The sequence below is a fragment of the Mesorhizobium sp. M2D.F.Ca.ET.226.01.1.1 genome (assembly GCF_004022705.2).
Taxonomy (GTDB): Bacteria; Pseudomonadota; Alphaproteobacteria; order Rhizobiales; family Rhizobiaceae; genus Mesorhizobium.
On sequence record NZ_RZOY02000002.1, the window covers coordinates 130,062 to 148,659 of the forward strand.

Sequence of the window (18,598 nt, forward strand, 5' to 3'; positions counted from 1 at the left end):
GACAGCATGAGGCAATATCGTGACGCTAGCAGAGCCAATACCGGCTAGTATATACCTCGCGGGTGGTATATTTAGCTGATTTTATCGTTTAGAGGGGTATGGGATTGGCCGCCTCCCGCAGTGACGACTACAACGCCTTGGCCGCCGTGATCGCCGCGTCGCGAGAAGCGGCAGGCGACCATTTCGGCAAGGCGATCGTCAGCTGGCTGCGCGGGCATGTCCGTTTCGATCACTGCGTGATCTTCGGCTATCGCGGTGCCACGCGGCCGCCCTTGCTGTTCGAAACCTTCTCGCCGGCGGAGAGCCACATCTTCGTCGCGCTCTATCAGGAAGGGCCCTATCTGCTCGACCCGTTCCACCATGCCGCGGTCGAGCGCAAGGAAGGCTTCTGGCGCATGCGCGAGCTGGCGCCCGACCGCTTCTATGCCAGCGAATACTACCGCTCCTACTACAGCCAGACCCGGCTGGCCGAAGAGGTCGGCTTCTTTGTGCCTTTAGCCGGCAACGACGCGCTGGTGCTGTCGCTGATGCGGCTGCGCGCCACCGGTCCCTTCGGAACGGCGGATGCCCGGCTGCTGCGCGACATGGCGCCGGCGGTGATCGGTTTCTGCAAGCAGCGCTGGCCTGCTTTGCCTGCCGACGAAGCCGCTGTCCGGCCATCGGACGAAACAGTCGCCATGCCCAACGAGCTCGACCGCGCGCATATCTGGAAGAGCCTGTCGCTGACCTCGCGTGAAAAGCAGGTGGTCGACCTCGTGCTTCAGGGCCATTCAACGGAATCGATCGCCCGGGCGCTCAGGATCGTGCCTGGAACCGTCAAGGTCCACCGCCGCAACATCTACCGCAAGCTCAAGATCAAATCGCAGGCCGGCCTCTTCGCCCGCTTCGTCGAGATCATCGACGCACGGATCGGCTGAGCCTCGACTCCATCGGGTCCGCGGCCGCAAACACCGCGCTCGCCTCGCTGACGATCGACACGTGGTCCCGGGCCGCCTTGCCCGCGGCCGCGCCGTCGCCGCGCATGATAGCGGTGACGATCACGTCATGCTCCTGCCAGGATTTGGCCAGCCGGCCTGGCAGCATGAACTGCGCGCGCCGGAACGGCGCCAGCCGGCTGCGGGTCGTCACGGTCAGATCATGGATATGCGCGTTGTGGGCTCCGCGATAAAGCCTGCTGTGAAAGTCGGTGTTGAAATACTCGTAGTCCTCCTCGGCGCCGAGCTGCACCAGGCGCGCCGACGCCTGATGTTCCAGCTCCAGCGAACGGCGCTCTGCGCCGGTCATGCGCTCGGCCGAGAAGCGCGCGCAGATCGCCTCCAGCTCGGCCATGCTCTCGAACATCGAGGCGAGATGTTCCTGCGTGATCACGGCGACGATAGCCCCCCTATTGGGCCGCCTTTCGACCAGCCCCATGGCGCTCAACTGGCCGAGCGCCTCCCGTACCGGCGTGCGCGAGACGTCGAAGCGGGCGGCGAGCGAGCCCTCGTCGAGCTTTTCGCCGGGACGCAGATAGCCGGTGACGATGCGGTCCGCGATCGCCCTCACCATCTGATCCACGGTCGTGCCCGACCTGACCAAGCGCCTTCCCGACACGTCTCCTCCGTCCAGTTTCTTGTATCCGGACCTGCGGCCTGGACGGCTCACAGGCCGATTTCGACTCAGGCTGCACCCCTGTATGCCTAGATTTTGACCTCTCTGTCAAACTGATCATTTTTCAGGCATAAAGTGCATGCACTTGCCTTGCCTTTATGCAAGCCTTCTAAGACCGTCTATTGATTTTATTACGGAAAACATCGCCTTGGAACTGGCACAGTGATTGCATGCACTTTCTTGACATCATGTTAACCGGCCCGCCAGGGTCCAAGAAAGGGGAGCATTCGATATGACCGGGAAATTCATGCTTAGCCGCCGCGATCTGCTCAAGACCTCCGCCGCCGGGGCGGCGCTCGGTCTGGCCCCGGCGGCCTTTCCGATCCGCGCCGCGCGCGCCGCCGCCGCGACCGTCGGCTTCATCTATGTCGGACCGAAGGACGATTATGGTTACAACCAGGCGCATGCCGAAGGCGCGGCCTCGCTGAAGGGCATCGAAGGCATCTCCATCGTCGAGGAAGAGAACGTCCCCGAGACGGTCGACGTCCAGAAGACGATGGAATCGATGATCAATCTCGACGGCGCCTCGCTGATCTTCCCGACCTCCTTCGGTTATTTCGATCCGCATATGCTCGCCATGTGCGCCAAGTTCCCCGACGTGCAGTTCCGCCATTGCGGCGGCATGTGGAACAAGGACAAGCACCCGATGAATGCCGGCTCCTATTTCGGCTATATCGGCATGGGCCAGTACCTCAACGGCGTCGTCGCCGGCCACACCACCAAGTCGAAGAAGCTCGGCTTCGTTGCCGCCAAGCCGATCCCGCAGGTTCTGCTCAATATCAATTCCTTCCTGCTCGGCGCGCGCTCGGTCGATCCGGCGATCACCTGCCAGGTGATCTTCACCGGCGAGTGGTCGCTGGCGGTGAAGGAGGCCGAGGCCACCAATGCGCTGATCGACCAGGGTGCCGACGTCGTCACCTGCCATGTCGACAGTCCCAAGGTGGTGGTCGAGACCGCAGCCGGACGCGGCGCCTTCATCTGCGGCTACCACGCCAACCAGAGCCCGCTGGCGCCGGAAAAATACCTGACCGGCGCGGAGTGGAACTGGGCCAAGGTCTACAAGATGTTCGTCGACGACCTCGTCGCCGGCAAGCCGCTGCCCAATTTCACGCGCGGCGGACTGGCCGACGGCTTCGTCAAGATGAGCCCGCTCGGCCCCGCCGTGGGCGAAGCCGCGCGCAAGCAGTTCGACGCCACGCTGGCCGAAATGATGAAGGGCGGCTTCTCCGTCATCAAGGGACCATTGAAGAGCAACAAGGGCGCCGTCGTCGCGACCGAAGGCCAGGCCTTCGTCGAGACCGCCATCGAACTCGAAAGCATGGACTATCTCGTCGAGGGCGTCGTCGGCTCAACGGCCTAAGTCAGGCGCGAGCCGAGGGGAGACGGGGATATGGCGGACACTGTGAGCAGCCCGGACCTGCGGTCCATCCTCGATGCCAGGGGATACCGGGCGGCGCTCGAATGGATCGCCAGGCGGGCGGAGGCCTTCGTCATTCCGCTCGCGGCGCTGGTCGTCGGCATGGTGCTGTTCAGCCTGTTCATCCTGGCTGTCGGCAAGTCGCCGGTGCAGCTCTATGAGACGATGTGGCGGGGCGGCTTCGGCTCCTGGTTCTCGATCCAGAACTCCCTGTCGCGCGGCGCGCCGCTCCTGCTTGCGGCGCTCTGCGTGGCGCTGCCCGCGCGCCTTGGCCTGGTCGTGATCGGCGGCGAAGGGGCCATTGTGCTCGGCGGCGTCGCCGCGGCAGCCATCGGCGTGGCGCTGAACGGCGCGCCGTCTTTTCTCGTTATCCTTCTCATGGGCGTGGGGGGCGCAGCCGCCGGCGGCATCTGGATAGGTGTCGTCGGCGCGCTCCGCCATTACCGAGCTGTCAACGAGACCATCTCCAGCCTGCTGATGGCCTACATCGCCATCGCCCTGATGAACCATCTGGTGGAAGGGCCGCTGCGTGACCCGGCCTCGCTGAACAAACCCTCGACCCAGCCGCTGGCCGACATCTACCGCATCGGCAACATACCGGGCATGGAAGTGCATTGGGGCCTGGTCGTCGGCATCCTCGCCTGCGTGTTCTCCTGGCTGCTGATAGAGAAGACCCGCTGGGGTTTTGCTGCGCGCATCGCTGGCGGCAATGTCAGGGCCGCACAGGTGCAGGGCCTTGCCGTCGGTCCGTTGATCGTCGGCTTCACCGCGCTGGCGGGTGGCTTCGCCGGCCTTGCCGGCATGCTGGAGGTCGCGGCCGTGCAGGGCAGCGCCAACGGCTCGCTTGCCGCGGGCTATGGCTATACCGGCATCCTCGTCGCCTTCCTCGCCCGCCACAACCCGCTCGCCATCATTCCCGTTGCCATCCTGCTTGGCGGCATCGACGCGTCCGGCGGCCTGATCCAGCGCCGCATGGACCTGCCCGACGCAACCGTGCTGGTGCTGCAAGGCATGCTCTTCATCGTCATCCTGTTCAGCGAGACCTTCTACGGCCGCTTCAAGCTCTTCAACCCGGACCTGTGGCAACGGAGCACCTGATGGAAACGACCGACATCGGCCTGTGGGGCGTGCCGCTCGCCATGCTCGGCGGCGCCATCCGCGTCTCCACACCCTTCATCTTCGTCTCGCTCGGCGAAGCTATCACCGAGCGTTCCGGCCGCATCAATCTCGGCCTCGAAGGCACGCTGGTGTTCGGCGCCATGAGCGCCTACGCGGTGGCTGTCATGACCGGCTCGCCATGGCTCGGCCTTCTGGCCGCGGCGCTCGCCGGTCTCTGCTTCGGCCTCTTCCACGGCTGGATCTGCAAGTTCCCGAAGGTCAACGACATCGCCATCGGCATTGCCCTGATGCTGTTCGGCACCGGCCTCGCCTTCTTCTTCGGCAAGCCCTTCATCCAGCCTTCGGCGCCCGACCTGCCGGCGATCCCCTTCGGCGCCTGGTCCGACATCCCGCAGGTGCAGGCGGCGCTCAACGTCAACGTGCTGTTCCTGATCGGTGCCGCGCTTGCCGTCTTCCTCTGGTGGGCCTTCCGCAACACCCGCATCGGTCTCATCGTGCGCGTGGTCGGTGACAGCGCCGATGCGGCGCGCGCCATGGGCCTCAACCCCAACACCGTGCGGCTGCTGGCCACCGGCGTCGGCGGAGCGCTGGCCGGCATCGGCGGCGCCTACCTGTCGCTTTACTATCCCGGCAGTTGGACCGAACGCATCTCGTCCGGCCAGGGGCTGATGGCGGTGGCGCTGGTCATCTTCGCGCGCTGGAATCCGCTCGGCTGCTTTGCCGCAGCGCTCCTGTTCGGCGGCGCCGGCGCTCTCGGCCCGGCGCTGCAGTCGGTGGGCGTCACGCAAGGCTACTACCTGTTCTACGCCGCGCCTTACATTCTCACCCTCGTCATCATGATCGCCACCTCGTCGCCGAGCCGCACGCTTGCCGGCGCGCCCGGCGAACTGTCGATCACCAAATGACCGCGCACCACGAACCGCTCGCGAGACCGGAGTTTTCGCCATGAACGCAAGAGCCGAGATCACCCAGCGCTACATAGACGCCGATCCGTATCCCTGGCCCTACAATGGCGATCTGCGACCGGACAACACGGCGCTGATCATCATCGACATGCAGACCGACTTCTGCGGGCCGGGCGGCTATGTCGACCATATGGGCTACGACCTGTCGCTGGTCCGCGCGCCGATCGAGCCGATCAAGTCGGTCCTCTCGGCCATGCGAGCCAAGGGCTACACCATCATCCACACCCGCGAGGGCCATCGCCCCGACCTCGCCGACCTGCCCGCCAACAAGCGCTGGCGCTCGCGCCGCATCAATGCCGGCATCGGCGATCCAGGTCCGTGCGGGCGCATCCTGGTGCGCGGCGAGCCGGGCTGGGACATCATCCCCGATCTTTATCCGGCCGAGGGTGAGCCAATCATCGACAAGCCCGGCAAGGGTTCGTTCTGCGCCACCGATCTGGAGCTGATCCTCAACCAGCGCGGCATCGAAAACATCGTGCTGACCGGCATCACCACCGATGTCTGCGTGCACACCACCATGCGCGAGGCCAACGACCGCGGCTTCGAATGCGTGACGCTGGAGGATTGCTGCGGGGCGACCGACTACGGCAACCATCTGGCGGCGATCAAGATGATCAAGATGCAGGGCGGCGTGTTTGGCGCGGTCTCGAATTCGGCCGCGCTCGTCGCGCAGTTGCCGTGAGGAAGCGGCGATGAGTGGTACGCATAGCAAGGCGATCGGCGTCGAGACCATCGGCATGACCATGCGCTTCGGCGCCTTCACGGCGCTGGACGATGTCTCCATCAAGGTGCCGGCAGGCTCCTTCCATGCCTTGCTCGGCGAGAACGGCGCCGGCAAGTCGACGCTGGTCAAATGCATGATGGGTTTCTACCACCCGACATCCGGCGACATATTGGTCGATGGACGCCAGGTGACGATCGCCAGCCCCAGGGATGCCTCGGCGCTCGGCCTCGGCATGGTCTATCAGCATTTCACGCTCGTGCCTTCGCTGACGGGCGCCGAGAACCTCGTCATCTCGCGCGAGAGAGTGCCCGGCGTCATCGACTGGCGCAAGGAACGCGGCGAGCTTGCCGCCTTCATGAGCGGCATGCCGTTCAAAGTGCCGCTCGACGTCAAAGTGGCGGAACTCGCCGCCGGCGAGAAACAGAAGCTGGAGATCATCAAGCAGCTTTATCTCGGTCGCAATTTCCTGGTGCTGGACGAACCGACATCCGTGCTCACCCCGGGCGAGGCGCAGGAAGTGCTTGGCCTGGTGCGTGGCATGACCAAGGCCGGCGACCTCACCGTGCTGATGATCTCGCACAAGTTCCACGAGGTCACGGCATTCGCCGACGACATTACCGTGCTGCGCAAGGGCAGGCTCACCGGAACCGGCAAAGTCTCCGACCTTTCCCGCAGGGAGATGGCGGCGATGATGATCGGTGACCAGCCGATCGCGGCGCTCGACAGCCGCGCCGAACCGAAGCCGGACGCCGAGATCGTGCTCAAGGTGAAGGCGCTGAAGGCGCCAGACCGCACCGGGCTGAAGTCGATCGACATTGCCGATCTCGGCGTGCGCTCCGGCGAGATCGTCGGCATCGCCGGCATCTCCGGCAACGGCCAGAAGGAGTTCCTGGAAGTTCTGGCCGGACAGCGCCCGCGCAACGGTGGCGAGGTCATGGTTCGCGGCGCCACCTATGCGGCGACGCGCGCCGAGGCGCGCGCGTTGAATGTCCGCCTGATCCCGGAGGAGCCGCTGAAGAATGCCTGCGCGCCAAGGATGACGGTCGCCGAGAACATCGCCTTCCGCACCTTCGACGTGGACGGCAACGGCAAGCCGGTGAGTTGGATCAGCGCCGGCGCCATCAAGGCTTTCAGCGCCCGCCTGGTCGAGCAGTTCAAGGTCAAGACGGCATCGCTGTCGTCGCCGATCGCCTCGCTGTCGGGCGGCAATGTGCAGCGCGCCGTGCTCGCCCGCGAGCTCACCGGCGAGGTTGACCTGCTGATCGTCTCCAACCCCTGCTTCGGCCTCGACTTCTCCGCGGTCGCCGAAATCCGGGCTCGCATCATGAAGGCGCGCAACGCCGGCGCCGCGGTGCTCCTGATGTCCGAAGACCTCGACGAGCTGCTGGAGCTATCCGATCGCATTCTCGTCATGTCCGATGGCGCGCTCGTCTACGAGACGCCGATCGCGCAGGCCAGCGTGCAGACCATCGGCGAGCATATGGCGGGGCATCACTGATGGCTGAAATTGCAGCGCAGCCTTTCGCCTTTGCGTTCAAGCCCCAAACGACAGCGCTCATCGTCATCGACATGCAGCGCGACTTTGCAGAAACCGGCGGCTTCGGCGCCAGCCTTGGCAATGACGTCAGCCGGGTCACGGCGATCGTGCCGACGGTGAAGCGGCTCATCGAGGGCTTTCGCGCCGCCGGCCTGCCGGTGATCCATACCATGGAGTGCCACAGGCCCGACCTTTCGGACCTGCCCCCCGCCAAACGCGATCGCGGCAACCCGTCGATCCGCATCGGTGATGTCGGCCCCATGGGCCGCGTCCTGATCGCCGGCGAGCCCGGCACCGCGATCGTCGAGGAACTGGCTCCCTTGCCCGGCGAGATCGTCATCGAGAAGCCCGGCAAGGGCGCCTTTTACGCGACCGGCCTCGGCGACGACCTCAAGCGGCTCGGCGCCCGGCAGCTCGTCTTTGCCGGCGTGACGACCGAGGTGTGCGTGCAGACGACGATGCGCGAGGCCAACGACCGCGGCTACGAATGCCTCGTCGCCGAGGACGCGACGGAAAGCTACTTTCCCGAGTTTAAGGCGGCCGCGCTCGCCATGATCAGGGCGCAAGGCGCGATCGTCGGCTGGACGGCGACCACCGACCAGGTGCTCGAAGGGATTGCGAATGCCTAATCTTGCCTTTGCCGGCCTCGTCGACGGCGGCTGGCGCGATCTGGTGTTCGAGCCTTTCCGCGACGGGGTCACCGTGCACTGGCTGCTCAAGGGCGGTCCGGTCGAACCATCGGTCGCGCTGCTCAAATATCAGCCGGGTGCCGGCGTGCCGCGCCACCGCCATGCCGGGCTGGAGACCATCGTCGTGCTGGAAGGCACGCAGAGCGACGAGAACGGCGACTATCCGGCGGGCAGCGTGATCCTCAACCCGGTCGGCACCGAGCATTCGGTGTGGACGAAGGAGGGTTGCGTCGTGCTGATCCAATGGGACCTGCCGGTGATCATACTGGGGGAGACGAAATGAACGACATCCGCTTCGACATCGCCAGCCTGCACGCGGCCTACCAAAGCGGGCTTGGTATCGCCGAGGTGATTGATGCGATCCTTGCCCGCATCGAGGCAGCGGACGATCCGGGGATCTTCATCCACCTTGCGACGAGTGCGGAGTTGCTGGGCGAGGCCGAGGCACTCGGGTCGTTCGATCCCGTGGCTAAGCCGCTCTGGGGCATCCCCTTCGCCGTCAAGGACAATATTGATGTCGTCGGCATGCCGACCACGGCGGCCTGCGCGGAATATGCCTATACGCCGGACAAGGACGCGACGGTCGTGGCGAGGCTCAAGGCCGCGGGTGCTTTTGTCGTCGGCAAGACCAATCTCGACCAGTTCGCCACCGGCCTGGTCGGCGTGCGCACGCCCTGGCCGATCCCAAGAAATGCGATCGATCCAAAACTCGTGCCCGGCGGTTCCTCTTCCGGCTCCGCGGTGGCGACGGCGCTGGGCATCGTCTCCTTCGCGCTTGGCACCGACACCGCCGGTTCGGGGCGCATCCCGGCCGGCCTCAACAACATCGTCGGGCTGAAGCCGACGGTCGGCGCCCTGTCCACGACGGGCGTCGTTCCGGCCTGCCGGACGCTGGACTGCGTCTCGGTCTTCGCGCTGACCGTCGACGACGCCTATGCCGTGTTCTCGGTCGCAGCCGCGCACGATACCGCCGATCCCTATTCGCGCGACATCGCCGTCCAGCATCTCGCTGCCCGACCGCCGGTGCTGAAAGTCGGCATCCCGTCAAAGGCCGATCTGAAATTCTTCGGCGACGCCTCGATGCAGGCCGGCTTCGAGGCTGCCCTCGCCGCGTTGGAGGCGCTCGGCGCCAGGCTTGTCGAGATACCGTTCGGCGATTTCTATGCCACAGCCGATCTGCTCTACGAAGGCGCCTGGGTGGCGGAGCGCTACGCGGCAATCCGCGATTTCTTCGAGGCGAATGAAGCTTCCCTTCATCCGGTGACGCGCAAGATCATCGGCGGCGCCAGAAACCTGTCGGCCGCCGACGCCTTCCGCGGGTTCTATGCCTTGCAGGCCTACAAGGCGCGGCTTGCCCCGGTCATCGCTTCCGTCGACCTCTTCTGCGTGCCGACCGCGCCGACTCACTACACGGTCGATGCCGTGCTTGCCGATCCGATCGTCACCAACAGCCGCCTCGGCACCTACACCAATTTCGTCAATCTGCTCGATATGTGCGGCATCGCCGTGCCGACAGGCACGCGCGACGATGGCCTGCCGATGAGCGTCACCCTGCTGGCGGCCGCCGGGCGGGACGCCCTCGTCGCGGCGGTGGCACGCGATCTCCATGCCGCCAGCGGCCTTACTCTCGGCTCGACCGGATGGCGGCAGTCGAGCGCGCGGCCTGTCGGCGCGTCGGCCGAGGATGGCACGATCGAGCTGGTGGTGGTCGGCGCGCATCTTTCGGGAATGCCGCTCAACGGCCAATTGAAGGAAGCCGGCGCAAGCTTCAGCAGGTCGGCGCGAACGGCCCCTTCCTACAAGCTCTATGAGCTCGCCGGCCAGACCCCGCCCAAGCCCGGGCTCGTGCGGGTCGGCCCCGGCGGCTCCGCCATCGAGATCGAGGTCTGGCGCCTTTGCGCGGACGCCTTTGGCCGTTTCGTCGCGGCGATCCCGCCGCCGCTCGGGATCGGCACCATCGAGCTCGACGACGGCACCTCGGCGAAGGGTTTCCTGGCCGAGACCGCCGGCCTGGCGGCGGCGACGGACATCTCGGCCTATGGCGGCTGGCGCAGCTATGTTACCCGAGCGAGCGGGGTTCAACGACAATTGGAGAGCGCTCCCTCCAACTGAGCGGCGGCCCAGTCAAGCGCCGACCTCGCCGGGTCGGCCCAACATGCCAAACGCGTCCGCCTCAGGCCAGCTCGAACCGCTCCACGGCGCGCATGATGCCGCGCAACTCGGCAAGACCCTTGAGCCGGCCGATCAGCGAATAGCCGGGATTGATCTTGGTCTTGCCGATATCGTCGGCAAGCAGATGGCCATGGTCAGGCCGCATCGGGATGCGCCAGTCGGAGCGCCCTTGCTTGCGCCGCCGCGCCTCTTCCTTCATCAGCGCCAGGATGACTTCGGCCATGTCGGTAGAGCCTTCCAGATGCTCGGCCTCGTAGAACGAGCCATCCGCCTCGCGCGTCACGTTGCGCAGATGCGCGAAATGAATTCGGGAACCGAACTCCTCGATCATCGCGACCAGGTCGTTGTCGGCGCGCACGCCATAGGAGCCGGTGCAGAAGGTCAGCCCGTTGGACGGGCTGTCGACCGTCTCCAGGATGAAACGCGCGTCGTCCGCCGTGGAAACCACACGCGGCAAACCGTACAGCGAGAAGGGCGGATCGTCGGGATGGATGCACATGCGCGAGCCGACTTCCTCGGCTGCCGGGACGATCTCCTTCAGGAACCAGGCGAGGTTGGCGCGCAGCTCGGCCGGGCCGATCGCGGCATAGTCCGCGAGCGCATCGCGCATCGTCTCGCGATTATAGGTGCGCTCGGTGGCTGGCAGGCCGGCGATCAGGTTGCGCTCGATCCTATCGATGTCTTCGCCACTCAAGGTCCTGAGCCGCGCTTCCGCTTCCTGCAACCGCACCGGACTGTAGCTCGCCTCGGCATTCGGCCGCTTCAGTACGAAGACGTCATAGGCGGCGAAATCGAGAGCATCGAAGCGCAATGCGTAGCCGGTGGTCGGCAGCCGGTACTTCAGATCGGTGCGGGTCCAGTCAACCACCGGCATGAAATTGTAGCAGATGGTCGAGATGCCGGCCTTGGCCAGCGCCCGGATCGTGTCCCTGTACCAGCCGGCGTAACGTTCCCGCTCGGGCGTTCCGGTCTTGATCGAATTGTGGACGGGAATGCTTTCCACCACCGACCATGTCAGGTCCGCCGCCTCGATGATGCGCTTTCGTTCAAGAATGGCGTCGAGCGGCCAGGCGCTGCCGTCATAGATGTTGTGTAGCGCCGTCACGATGCCTGTCGCGCCGGCCTGTTTGATGTGGTCGAGCGTGACCGGGTCGTTCGGGCCGTACCAGCGCCAGCATTGTTCCATGACTGCCTCTCAAAGCTTGCATTTCAATACATCTCGGTTCTGAAATGGCCGCCATGCATCGAAACAAAGACGTAAAGCGCGAGCGCTTCAGCGTGGTTGCGATCGACCCTATTGTCGGATGACAATAAACGTCAAATCAGGTGATTTCGGCGCCTTGCAGCGAACCACCGACACGCGCTTTCGTCCATCATTGCAGGAGTTTTGTCCATGAACGATTTCGACGGCAAGGTCGCCCTGGTGACGGGGACGACCGGCATCGCCGAGGCAACCGCGCGTCGTCTTGCCGAGGGCGGCGCCGCGATCATCGCGCTCGGCATCGATCAGGCCGCCAATGCGATGCTGCAGGCCGAGCTCACTCGCGCGGGTGCGGCCGCGCTCGTGCTCGCCACGGATGTTGCCGTGCCCGACCAGGTGGAGAAGGCGATCGCCGCCGGCGTCGCGAAATTCGGGGGGCTCGACATCATCGTCAATTCGGCCGCCGTACATCCCTACGGCACGGCCACGACGACGGATTTCGAGACCTGGAACCGAACGATGTCCGTCAATGTCGGGTCGATCTATCTCACCGCCCGTTTCGGCATACCCGAAATGATCAAGCGCGGCGGCGGCGCCATCGTCAACGTTGCCTCCGTGCAGGGGATCGCCTGCCAGGAGAATGTCGCCGCCTACGCCACCACCAAGGGCGCAATCCATACGCTGACACGCTCGCTGGCGCTCGACTATGCCCGAAAGGGCATTCGCGTGAACTCCGTCAGCCCGGGATCCGTCCGCACCCCGATTCTCGAACGCGCCGCCCGCGCCGACGATCCCAATGCGGATGTCGAAGCCGCCTTCAAACGCTTTGGCGAAGCGCATCCGCTCGGCCGCATCGGCGAGCCGGAGGAAGTGGCGGAACTGATCGCGTTCCTGTGCTCGTCCAAGGCAAGCTTCTGCACCGGTTCGGACTACCGAATAGACGGCGGCCTTTTGGCGGGCATCGGGGTTCGATAAGCCGCAGTCCCAATGACGCCTCTGGGGACGGACGCTCCTTGCGGCGGCGCGCGCTAACCGTCTATCGTGCGCACCAACGCCATCGGAAACTATCCCCGGCGGATAGAGCGACGAATCAGCGTTCAGAATGACGAAGTAACGCAAAGCCAATGGCCGACAAATCGCGAATCGGACTGACCTCTGTCGCTACCGTTCCACTGCATGAGAAAGTCTATCTGGAGCTTGTGCGGGCCCTGATGTCGGGTCAGTTGCAGCCCGGCCAGAAGCTGACCTCGCGCAAGCTCGCCAAGGAGCTCGGCACCAGCGACATGCCGGTACGCAGCGCCTTCACGCGGCTGCAGGCGCTGAGGGCGCTGAGCCCGATGCCGAATGGCAGCGTCGAGGTGCCGCTGATCTCCGCCGAGCGCTTTGCGCAATTGACCGCGCTGCGCACGGTCCTGGAAGGCACGGCGACCGAGCTTGCGACCAAACTGATCAACGGCAACAATTTGCGCGCCATCCGCCGCCATTGCGCCGAGCTCACCCAGGCTGCGCGCAGCGGCGATATCGAAAACTATCTGCGCAAGAACCACGACTTCAAGTTCGGGGTCTACCGTCATTGCGGCAACGAGCAGATGATCTTCCTGATCGAGACGGTGTGGATGCAGGTCGGTCCGTTCCTGCGCAACCTGCGCATCGGGTTCGAGGACGATCTCGCCGGCATTCTCGGCATCGATTACCACGAGGAGGTCGTCGCGGCGATCGAGGCTGGCGATGGCGAGCGGGCGCGGGCGGCGATCGTGCGCGACATAGACGAGGGCGCCAAGCACATCCTCGGCCAGGTGAAGTTTCCGGAATTGCGCCCCTGACGGGCTGGAGCGAAGCGTGCCGATTCCAGCTTGGCTTTCGTCGGTCGGGCCGCTATGTTGCGATCGCAGATCGCAGAAAACGGACCAGAAATGCCGCCCGATATCCCAGCTAGTGACTTGAAAAAATGAAGGAAAGCCATTCGGCGCGAGCCGGAGCAGCCTTCATGAACTCATAAGCTGAAAATTGGATATCGTAGCCGACAAAGGCTACAGCACCTCAAAAACAGGGGCTGGAAATTGAGCGATGCAATTGCGGACGTTTTGAATTGGCTTGAAAGCAGGAAGGATATCCAGAGCCTCAGGGCCGCGGTGTGCGACCTGAACGGCATCATGCGCGGCAAGCGCATTCCGGTCGAACAGGCGCGCAAGGCGCTCGAAGGCAAGCTGCGTATGCCCTATTCGGCTATCGGCCTCGACATCTGGGGCGAGGACATCGAAGGCAACGCCCAGGTGTTCTCGACTGGTGACGCCGACGGGCTTTGCCACTGGACCGGGCGCGGCATACTGCCCGTCAACTGGACGGCGCATCCCACGGCGCTTCTGCCGCTCTGGCTGGCGGACGACAGCGGCGCGCCCTATCTCGGCGACCCGCGCCGCGCGCTGGCCCGCATCCTCGATCGCTACGCGGCGCTTGGCCTGACGCCCGTCACCGCGACCGAGCTCGAATTCTACCTCGTCGACCCGACCTCGCAGCGGCCCGTTGGCCCCGTCTCGCCGGTCACCGGCAGGCGCCTCGATTCCGACGCGGCGCTCTCGATCGACGAGGTCGACGATTTCGAGGCCTTCATCCACGATATCTATGAAGCCTGCCGCATGCAGGACATTCCGGTCGACACCGCGATTGCCGAGAACGGCGTCGGCCAGTTCGAGATCAACCTCAACCATGTGCCGGACGCCTTGCGCGCCGCGGATGACGCGGTGCTGTTCAAGCGCACCGTAAAGGGCATAGCCCGCAAGCATGGCTTCGCCGCCTGCTTCATGGCCAAGCCCTATGGCGAGCGCGCAGGCAACGGTTTCCACGTGCATTTCTCCGTTCTCGACAAGGACAGCCGCAACATCTTCGACGACAACTCGGACCAGGGTTCCGACACCATGCGCCATGCCGTCGGCGGCCTGCTTGCCGCGATGGCGCAAAGCACGCTGGTGTTCGCGCCGCATTTCAATTCCTACCGCCGGCTGCGGCCGAGATCCTATGCGCCGACCGCCGTCGCCTGGGGCTACGAAAATCGCATGGTGGCGATTCGGATTCCGGGCGGTCCGTCCTCCGCGCGCCGCATCGAGCATCGCGTCTCCGGCGCCGACGCCAATCCCTATCTCGTGCTGGCGGCGATTCTCGGCGCGGCGCTGATCGGCATCGAGCGCCAGCTCTCGCCAGGCGAGCCGACCGGCGGCGAAGGCCAGGGGCTGGCGCTCGCCAAGCTGCCGCCGGACTGGGCCTCGGCGATCGCCGCCTTCGAGGCCGGCCCGCGTGTCGCCGAGATCTTCCCGAACATGCTGCGCGACGCCTTCGTCGCCTGTAAGCGCCAGGAGCTGAACACTTTCGCGCTCAATGTCAGCGACTTCGAGATCGAGACCTATCTCGAGAGCGTTTAGGCTCCCGAACTCTCCGCCGTTGGGCCCCACGCATTTCATCGCCACCCGAAACTGAATGCGCACTTCGGCGTTCAGTGCAGATGGAATATCCCGGCATTTACGCTCGCGACGAACATGGCTTCCCGCTGCCTTTGGACACGCCGCCGATGGAAGCGCGCACCGCAGAGGCGTTGCCGCGCAACGATGGGGCTTGGCAGTACGAACCGAAATGGGATGGCTTTCGCTGCCTCGCCTTCAAAGGCAAACAGGCTGTCGACCTGCGCGCCAAATCGAGCAAGCCGCTCGGCCGCTACTTCCCGGAATTGACCGCTTTGCTGCAGGGTCTGAAAGCCCGGGATTTCGTCGTCGACGGCGAGATCGTGATCGAGATCGCCGGCCGCGCTTCCTTCGATGCGCTGCAGATGCGGCTTCATCCGGCCGAGAGCCGCATCCGAAAGCTGAGCATGGAGACGCCGGGGCAGCTGATTCTCTTTGATATGCTGGTGGCGCCAGGCGGCAGGCTCATGCTTGAGCTTCCCCTGTCTGAGCGGCGCCCTTTGTTGGAAGAGTTCGTTGCCCGGTCCGGCAACGCCTCGCTGCGGCTTTCGCCGCGCACCACGAGTTTCGCCAGTGCCAACAAATGGCTGCAAGGCGCCGGCCATGGTTCGACCGACGGTGTTGTCGCAAAGCGGCTCGACGAGCCCTACCAGCGAGGCGAGCGGGTGATGGTGAAGGTTAAACGCCTGCGCACGGCCGATTGCGTCGTCGGCGGTTTTCGTTATCTCAACGGCAAACGGCAAGTCGGTTCGCTGCTGCTCGGCCTCTATGATGGCCAAGGCCTGCTCGATCATGTCGGCTTCACCTCGACCATCGCCAACGACGAGCGCGCCGTGCTCACCAAAAAGCTCGAGGCGTTGCGCGGTGTGCCGGGCTTCACCGGCAAGGCGCCGGGCGGTCCAAGCCGATGGAGCACAGAACGCAGCGGGGAATGGGAGCCGTTGCGCCCGGAACTGGTCGTCGAAGTCCGCTTCGACCATGTCACCGGCGACCGCTTCCGGCACGGCACCAAGCTCCTGCGTTGGCGGCCGGACAAGGCGCCCAGACAATGCACCTTCGAGCAGATCGGGTAGCCCTGAGCTTTTTGGTTGGGAAACGCCCGTTGGCCGTCACGCCTTTAAGGAGAAGAGCTCCGCGTCCGCGTCCTTTGCCCGGTTATCGCAGCCGAGACGATCTCGGACGCAATTTGAGAGTAAGTTATGCCGTTGCCGCCGTAGCCCACCACAGCATGGATGCGGGCATGACCGGGCACACTACCGATGGTCGGCAGCCCGGTACTGGTTGCCCCGAACGAGCCGCTCCAGGCAAATGCGGCCTCCGTGTGGAGCTGCGGGAAAACGCGCCCCAGCTTCTCCTCCAGGCGCCTGGTCTTTTTCGCCATCAACGCATCGCGACGCTCCTCGTCGATGAAGTCCTCATCCTCGCCGCCGCAGATCACGCGTGCATCCGCGGTCGCGCGCATATAAAGGTAAGGATTGGACGCCTCCCAGATCATCGCCGCACGCGGCCAGATCTTGTGTGGCTGCGGGCGCGTCGCGATCGCCCATGTCGAGATGACGCGGTGGCTGACCGCGGGAACGGCATCGAGCAGTTCGTATCCAGTCGCCAGAAGCAGGGTGCTTTGCCATGATCGTCGGCCCGTTCCGGGTCGCAACCGTCACGCTCTGGCGGTTGGCCTCTATCGCCGTCGCCTCCGCCGGCGCATAGAAACGCGCCTTGCGTTTCAACGCCGCGTGCAGCAGCCCGGAGGTGAGTTTGCGCGGGTCGAGCGCCAGATTGTCATGGCTGAGAATGGCCGCGGCGCGCCAGCGCAAATTGAACAGCGCCAGGCGCGACCGGCGCCAGGCCTGCTGCGCGGCATCAGCGCCGATGATCCTGGACAATCTCGTCAGAGGCTGGTCGATTTCGAACTGAACCAGCGCCGTGGTCGCCGCGGTCGACCCCTTCAGCGGTCCGCGCCTGTCGATGCAGACAACCGAATGGCCGTCGCGGGTCAGTGCTTTAGCCATCATCGCCCCGCTGATGCCCATGCCGACGATCAGGATGTCGGCCTTAACATCCCGGGTAAGCCGTTCCACGGGGACTGACGGCGAACGATAGACCGACCAGACAGGGGTGCCGCTTCTGAGATCGAGCTTGCGAGGCATGGGGATTCCCGGTTCCGCACAATAAATCGCAGCACGCCTCGCCGTTCCCTGTCGGGACCCATGGGCGGGCTATCCGCGGCGATCGAAGACCGCAGCATCGGGAACAATTGATCCTGCGGTCGGTTGCTCGATGGAGGAAGCTGTAAACAGGAGACCGTTAATGGCCCCGCGCAACAAACAACGAATCAAGGAAGAGACAGAAGCCCCGGAGCTCGAACAGCAGGATTGGGATTCCTTCGAGGGCAGCAAGGTGCTTCCCGACAGTGTGACGACTGAGAACGACAAGCCGGACCCGGCGAGACCGAAGGCGTCTTGCCGGAGGAAGACGATGACAATGCCTATCAGGAGAGTGATGAAGCCCTGCCCGACGACGAGGAAGAACGCGCGCTGTCGCGCGATTCTTCCAAGGAGGGAAGCCGCTTCGACGAGGTGTAACAAGCCTGATCAGACGGGCGAGCGCAGATACAAAGGCGAGGCGCGGGCTGAGCGTCTGGGGTCGAATACCGGAGCGTTCAACCAGCTTCAAGCCGATCGCTCAACGCGCCGCCCACGCCAGGCCACGGCGCAGGATGGTTCGCATCTGCGGCACCTGGAATTCCGACGCCACGTGCCCGAGCGACGAATAGAACACCCGCCCTTTGCCGTGCCGTCGCTTCCACACCACCGGCATGACGACGCCGTCGATCCATGGCGCATGTTCGCCGGAGAATGTTGTCGTCGCCAGCACTTCGTTCGAAGGGTCGACATGCATGTAATACTGCTCGGAGCGGTAGGGGAAATCCTCGATGCCCTGCATGATCGGGTCGTCTCGCCGCGTCACGTTTACACGGTAGTCGATGATGTTGCCCGGATGCGCGACCCATTGCCCGCCGCACATGAACTGGTATTCGGGCGATTCGCGAAACGCGTCGCCCATGCCGCCATGGTAGCCGCCGAGGCCGACGCCGTTCTCGACCGCCCTGGTCAGGTTGGCCACCTCTTCCTTGCCAATCTTGGACATGGTGTAGATCGGCACGATCAGGCTGAGATCGTCGATAGCCGGATCGGCGAACGCCGCGGTCGTGTTTTCGACGCGCACGGCGAAGCCCTCCTCCTCGAGCATCGCCTTGACGGCGCGCGACCCGGCTTCGGGCTCGTGCCCTTCCCAGCCGCCCCATACGATCAGCGCTTGCCGCATTTTTCTCTCCATCATCTGCTGCGTTGGCTTTCTGGGAGCAGGTGGACCGAAACGCAAGCCGGCAGCGGGTTGGTTTCCGCGATTGGTTTCCCAGGAGAGTCGTCATAAACGCAAAACGGCCTGCGATGAGCGGAACGGCCTGCGTTGAGCGGGCTGTTTTGTGTCCGGCGGCGTCGGTTTCGCCTGCTTGGGTATGCTGATGGCGGTTAAGATCGCCGGCGCTTGGAGCAAAAAACAAAAGAGCCCGCGCGAGGCGGGCTGTTTTGTTTGGTTGCGGGGACAGGATTTGAACCTGTGACCTTCAGGTTATGAGCCTGACGAGCTACCGGGCTGCTCCACCCCGCGTCA

At 64.6% G+C, this 18,598-nt stretch carries 16 protein-coding genes, 1 tRNA gene and 2 pseudogenes; 14 read left to right on the forward strand and 5 right to left on the reverse strand.

Annotated elements, in window-relative coordinates; translation table 11 throughout:
• The first annotated feature begins 104 nt into the window (after positions 1 to 104).
• On the forward strand, positions 105 to 917 hold the full coding sequence (locus tag EN869_RS04400; protein ID WP_245489361.1) for a helix-turn-helix transcriptional regulator: 813 nt from the start codon (positions 105 to 107) through the stop codon (positions 915 to 917).
• Here the strand turns inward: EN869_RS04400 and EN869_RS04405 are convergent.
• Positions 895 to 1,548 carry a GntR family transcriptional regulator gene (locus EN869_RS04405; RefSeq protein ID WP_245489381.1) on the reverse strand — a complete coding sequence of 218 codons (654 nt, stop codon included), beginning with the start codon at positions 1,546 to 1,548 and terminating at the stop codon, positions 895 to 897. The genes EN869_RS04400 and EN869_RS04405 overlap by 23 nt on opposite strands.
• A gap of 334 nt (positions 1,549 to 1,882) precedes the next feature.
• Between EN869_RS04405 and EN869_RS04410 the strand changes: the two genes are divergently transcribed.
• From EN869_RS04410 to atzF, 8 genes are read left to right on the forward strand one after another with little or no spacing between them, the layout of a single operon-like run.
• Positions 1,883 to 3,010: a BMP family ABC transporter substrate-binding protein gene (locus EN869_RS04410; protein ID WP_127225108.1), complete on the forward strand. Its 1,128-nt coding sequence runs from the start codon at positions 1,883 to 1,885 to the stop codon at positions 3,008 to 3,010.
• A 30-nt stretch (positions 3,011 to 3,040) separates the two neighbouring features.
• Positions 3,041 to 4,165: an ABC transporter permease gene (locus EN869_RS04415; RefSeq protein ID WP_127225109.1), complete on the forward strand. Its 1,125-nt coding sequence runs from the start codon at positions 3,041 to 3,043 to the stop codon at positions 4,163 to 4,165.
• On the forward strand, positions 4,165 to 5,091 hold the full coding sequence (locus EN869_RS04420; protein ID WP_127225110.1) for an ABC transporter permease: 927 nt from the start codon (positions 4,165 to 4,167) through the stop codon (positions 5,089 to 5,091). Before EN869_RS04415 ends, EN869_RS04420 begins: the two co-directional genes overlap by 1 nt.
• A gap of 40 nt (positions 5,092 to 5,131) precedes the next feature.
• Complete coding sequence (locus EN869_RS04425) at positions 5,132 to 5,833, forward strand: isochorismatase family cysteine hydrolase (protein ID WP_127225111.1); 702 nt, start codon at positions 5,132 to 5,134, stop codon at positions 5,831 to 5,833.
• A 10-nt stretch (positions 5,834 to 5,843) separates the two neighbouring features.
• Entirely contained in the window at positions 5,844 to 7,373 is a 1,530-nt protein-coding gene (locus EN869_RS04430; RefSeq protein ID WP_127225112.1) for an ABC transporter ATP-binding protein, read from the forward strand.
• Complete coding sequence (locus EN869_RS04435) at positions 7,373 to 8,041, forward strand: isochorismatase family cysteine hydrolase (RefSeq protein WP_127225113.1); 669 nt, start codon at positions 7,373 to 7,375, stop codon at positions 8,039 to 8,041. The genes EN869_RS04430 and EN869_RS04435 overlap by 1 nt, the downstream gene beginning before the upstream one ends.
• Positions 8,034 to 8,384 (forward strand): cupin domain-containing protein, encoded by a 351-nt coding sequence (locus tag EN869_RS04440; protein WP_127225114.1) that lies wholly within the window; start codon positions 8,034 to 8,036, stop codon positions 8,382 to 8,384. The genes EN869_RS04435 and EN869_RS04440 overlap by 8 nt, the downstream gene beginning before the upstream one ends.
• The gene (gene atzF / locus EN869_RS04445) at positions 8,381 to 10,213 is read left to right on the forward strand and encodes an allophanate hydrolase (protein WP_127225115.1); all 1,833 of its coding nucleotides are present in this window, start codon (positions 8,381 to 8,383) and stop codon (positions 10,211 to 10,213) included. Before EN869_RS04440 ends, atzF begins: the two co-directional genes overlap by 4 nt.
• Before the next feature lie 61 nt (positions 10,214 to 10,274).
• Here the strand turns inward: atzF and uxuA are convergent, their stop codons facing one another.
• On the reverse strand, positions 10,275 to 11,459 hold the full coding sequence (gene uxuA, locus EN869_RS04450) for a mannonate dehydratase (RefSeq protein WP_127225116.1): 1,185 nt from the start codon (positions 11,457 to 11,459) through the stop codon (positions 10,275 to 10,277).
• Positions 11,460 to 11,666: 207 nt separating this feature from the next.
• Here uxuA and EN869_RS04455 point away from each other — a divergent pair, with 207 nt between their 5' ends.
• The 4 genes from EN869_RS04455 to EN869_RS04470 all read left to right on the forward strand — a co-directional run bounded on the left by EN869_RS04455 (position 11,667) and on the right by EN869_RS04470 (position 15,999).
• A complete protein-coding gene (locus EN869_RS04455) occupies positions 11,667 to 12,449 on the forward strand; it encodes a glucose 1-dehydrogenase (RefSeq protein WP_127225117.1) in 783 nt (260 codons plus the stop codon).
• A gap of 149 nt (positions 12,450 to 12,598) precedes the next feature.
• The gene (locus tag EN869_RS04460; RefSeq protein ID WP_127225118.1) at positions 12,599 to 13,297 is read left to right on the forward strand and encodes a GntR family transcriptional regulator; all 699 of its coding nucleotides are present in this window, start codon (positions 12,599 to 12,601) and stop codon (positions 13,295 to 13,297) included.
• Positions 13,298 to 13,534: 237 nt separating this feature from the next.
• Positions 13,535 to 14,890, forward strand: a complete 1,356-nt coding sequence (locus tag EN869_RS04465) for a glutamine synthetase family protein (RefSeq protein ID WP_127225119.1) — start codon at positions 13,535 to 13,537, stop codon at positions 14,888 to 14,890.
• An 80-nt stretch (positions 14,891 to 14,970) separates the two neighbouring features.
• Positions 14,971 to 15,999 carry an ATP-dependent DNA ligase gene (locus EN869_RS04470; RefSeq protein WP_127225120.1) on the forward strand — a complete coding sequence of 343 codons (1,029 nt, stop codon included), beginning with the start codon at positions 14,971 to 14,973 and terminating at the stop codon, positions 15,997 to 15,999.
• Positions 16,000 to 16,035: 36 nt separating this feature from the next.
• Here EN869_RS04470 and EN869_RS04475 read toward each other — a convergent pair.
• Positions 16,036 to 17,073, reverse strand: a pseudogene (locus EN869_RS04475) (FAD-binding oxidoreductase).
• A 160-nt stretch (positions 17,074 to 17,233) separates the two neighbouring features.
• Between EN869_RS04475 and EN869_RS04480 the strand changes: the two are divergent.
• Positions 17,234 to 17,508: pseudogene (locus EN869_RS04480) on the forward strand (hypothetical protein).
• A gap of 100 nt (positions 17,509 to 17,608) precedes the next feature.
• On the opposite strand, the gene EN869_RS04485 reads toward EN869_RS04480, so the two are convergent.
• A complete protein-coding gene (locus EN869_RS04485; protein WP_127225121.1) occupies positions 17,609 to 18,250 on the reverse strand; it encodes a ThuA domain-containing protein in 642 nt (213 codons plus the stop codon).
• Positions 18,251 to 18,518: 268 nt separating this feature from the next.
• Positions 18,519 to 18,595, reverse strand: a tRNA-Met gene (locus EN869_RS04490).
• Positions 18,596 to 18,598: the final 3 nt, after the last annotated feature.

Bases quoted from the DNA above. Each gene is read 5' to 3' on its own strand.
- EN869_RS04455 (WP_127225117.1), top strand. From the start codon at position 11,667: ATGAACGATTTCGACGGCAAGGTCGCCCTGGTGACGGGGACGACCGGC.
- EN869_RS04405 (WP_245489381.1), bottom strand. From the start codon at position 1,548: ATGGTGAGGGCGATCGCGGACCGCATCGTCACCGGCTATCTGCGTCCC.
- EN869_RS04415 (WP_127225109.1), top strand. From the start codon at position 3,041: ATGGCGGACACTGTGAGCAGCCCGGACCTGCGGTCCATCCTCGATGCC.
- EN869_RS04425 (WP_127225111.1), top strand. From the start codon at position 5,132: ATGAACGCAAGAGCCGAGATCACCCAGCGCTACATAGACGCCGATCCG.
- atzF (WP_127225115.1), top strand. From the start codon at position 8,381: ATGAACGACATCCGCTTCGACATCGCCAGCCTGCACGCGGCCTACCAA.
- EN869_RS04485 (WP_127225121.1), bottom strand. From the start codon at position 18,250: ATGCGGCAAGCGCTGATCGTATGGGGCGGCTGGGAAGGGCACGAGCCC.
- EN869_RS04440 (WP_127225114.1), top strand. From the start codon at position 8,034: ATGCCTAATCTTGCCTTTGCCGGCCTCGTCGACGGCGGCTGGCGCGAT.
- EN869_RS04430 (WP_127225112.1), top strand. From the start codon at position 5,844: ATGAGTGGTACGCATAGCAAGGCGATCGGCGTCGAGACCATCGGCATG.
- EN869_RS04435 (WP_127225113.1), top strand. From the start codon at position 7,373: ATGGCTGAAATTGCAGCGCAGCCTTTCGCCTTTGCGTTCAAGCCCCAA.
- EN869_RS04410 (WP_127225108.1), top strand. From the start codon at position 1,883: ATGACCGGGAAATTCATGCTTAGCCGCCGCGATCTGCTCAAGACCTCC.
- uxuA (WP_127225116.1), bottom strand. From the start codon at position 11,459: ATGGAACAATGCTGGCGCTGGTACGGCCCGAACGACCCGGTCACGCTC.
- EN869_RS04470 (WP_127225120.1), top strand. From the start codon at position 14,971: ATGGAATATCCCGGCATTTACGCTCGCGACGAACATGGCTTCCCGCTG.
- EN869_RS04420 (WP_127225110.1), top strand. From the start codon at position 4,165: ATGGAAACGACCGACATCGGCCTGTGGGGCGTGCCGCTCGCCATGCTC.
- EN869_RS04460 (WP_127225118.1), top strand. From the start codon at position 12,599: ATGGCCGACAAATCGCGAATCGGACTGACCTCTGTCGCTACCGTTCCA.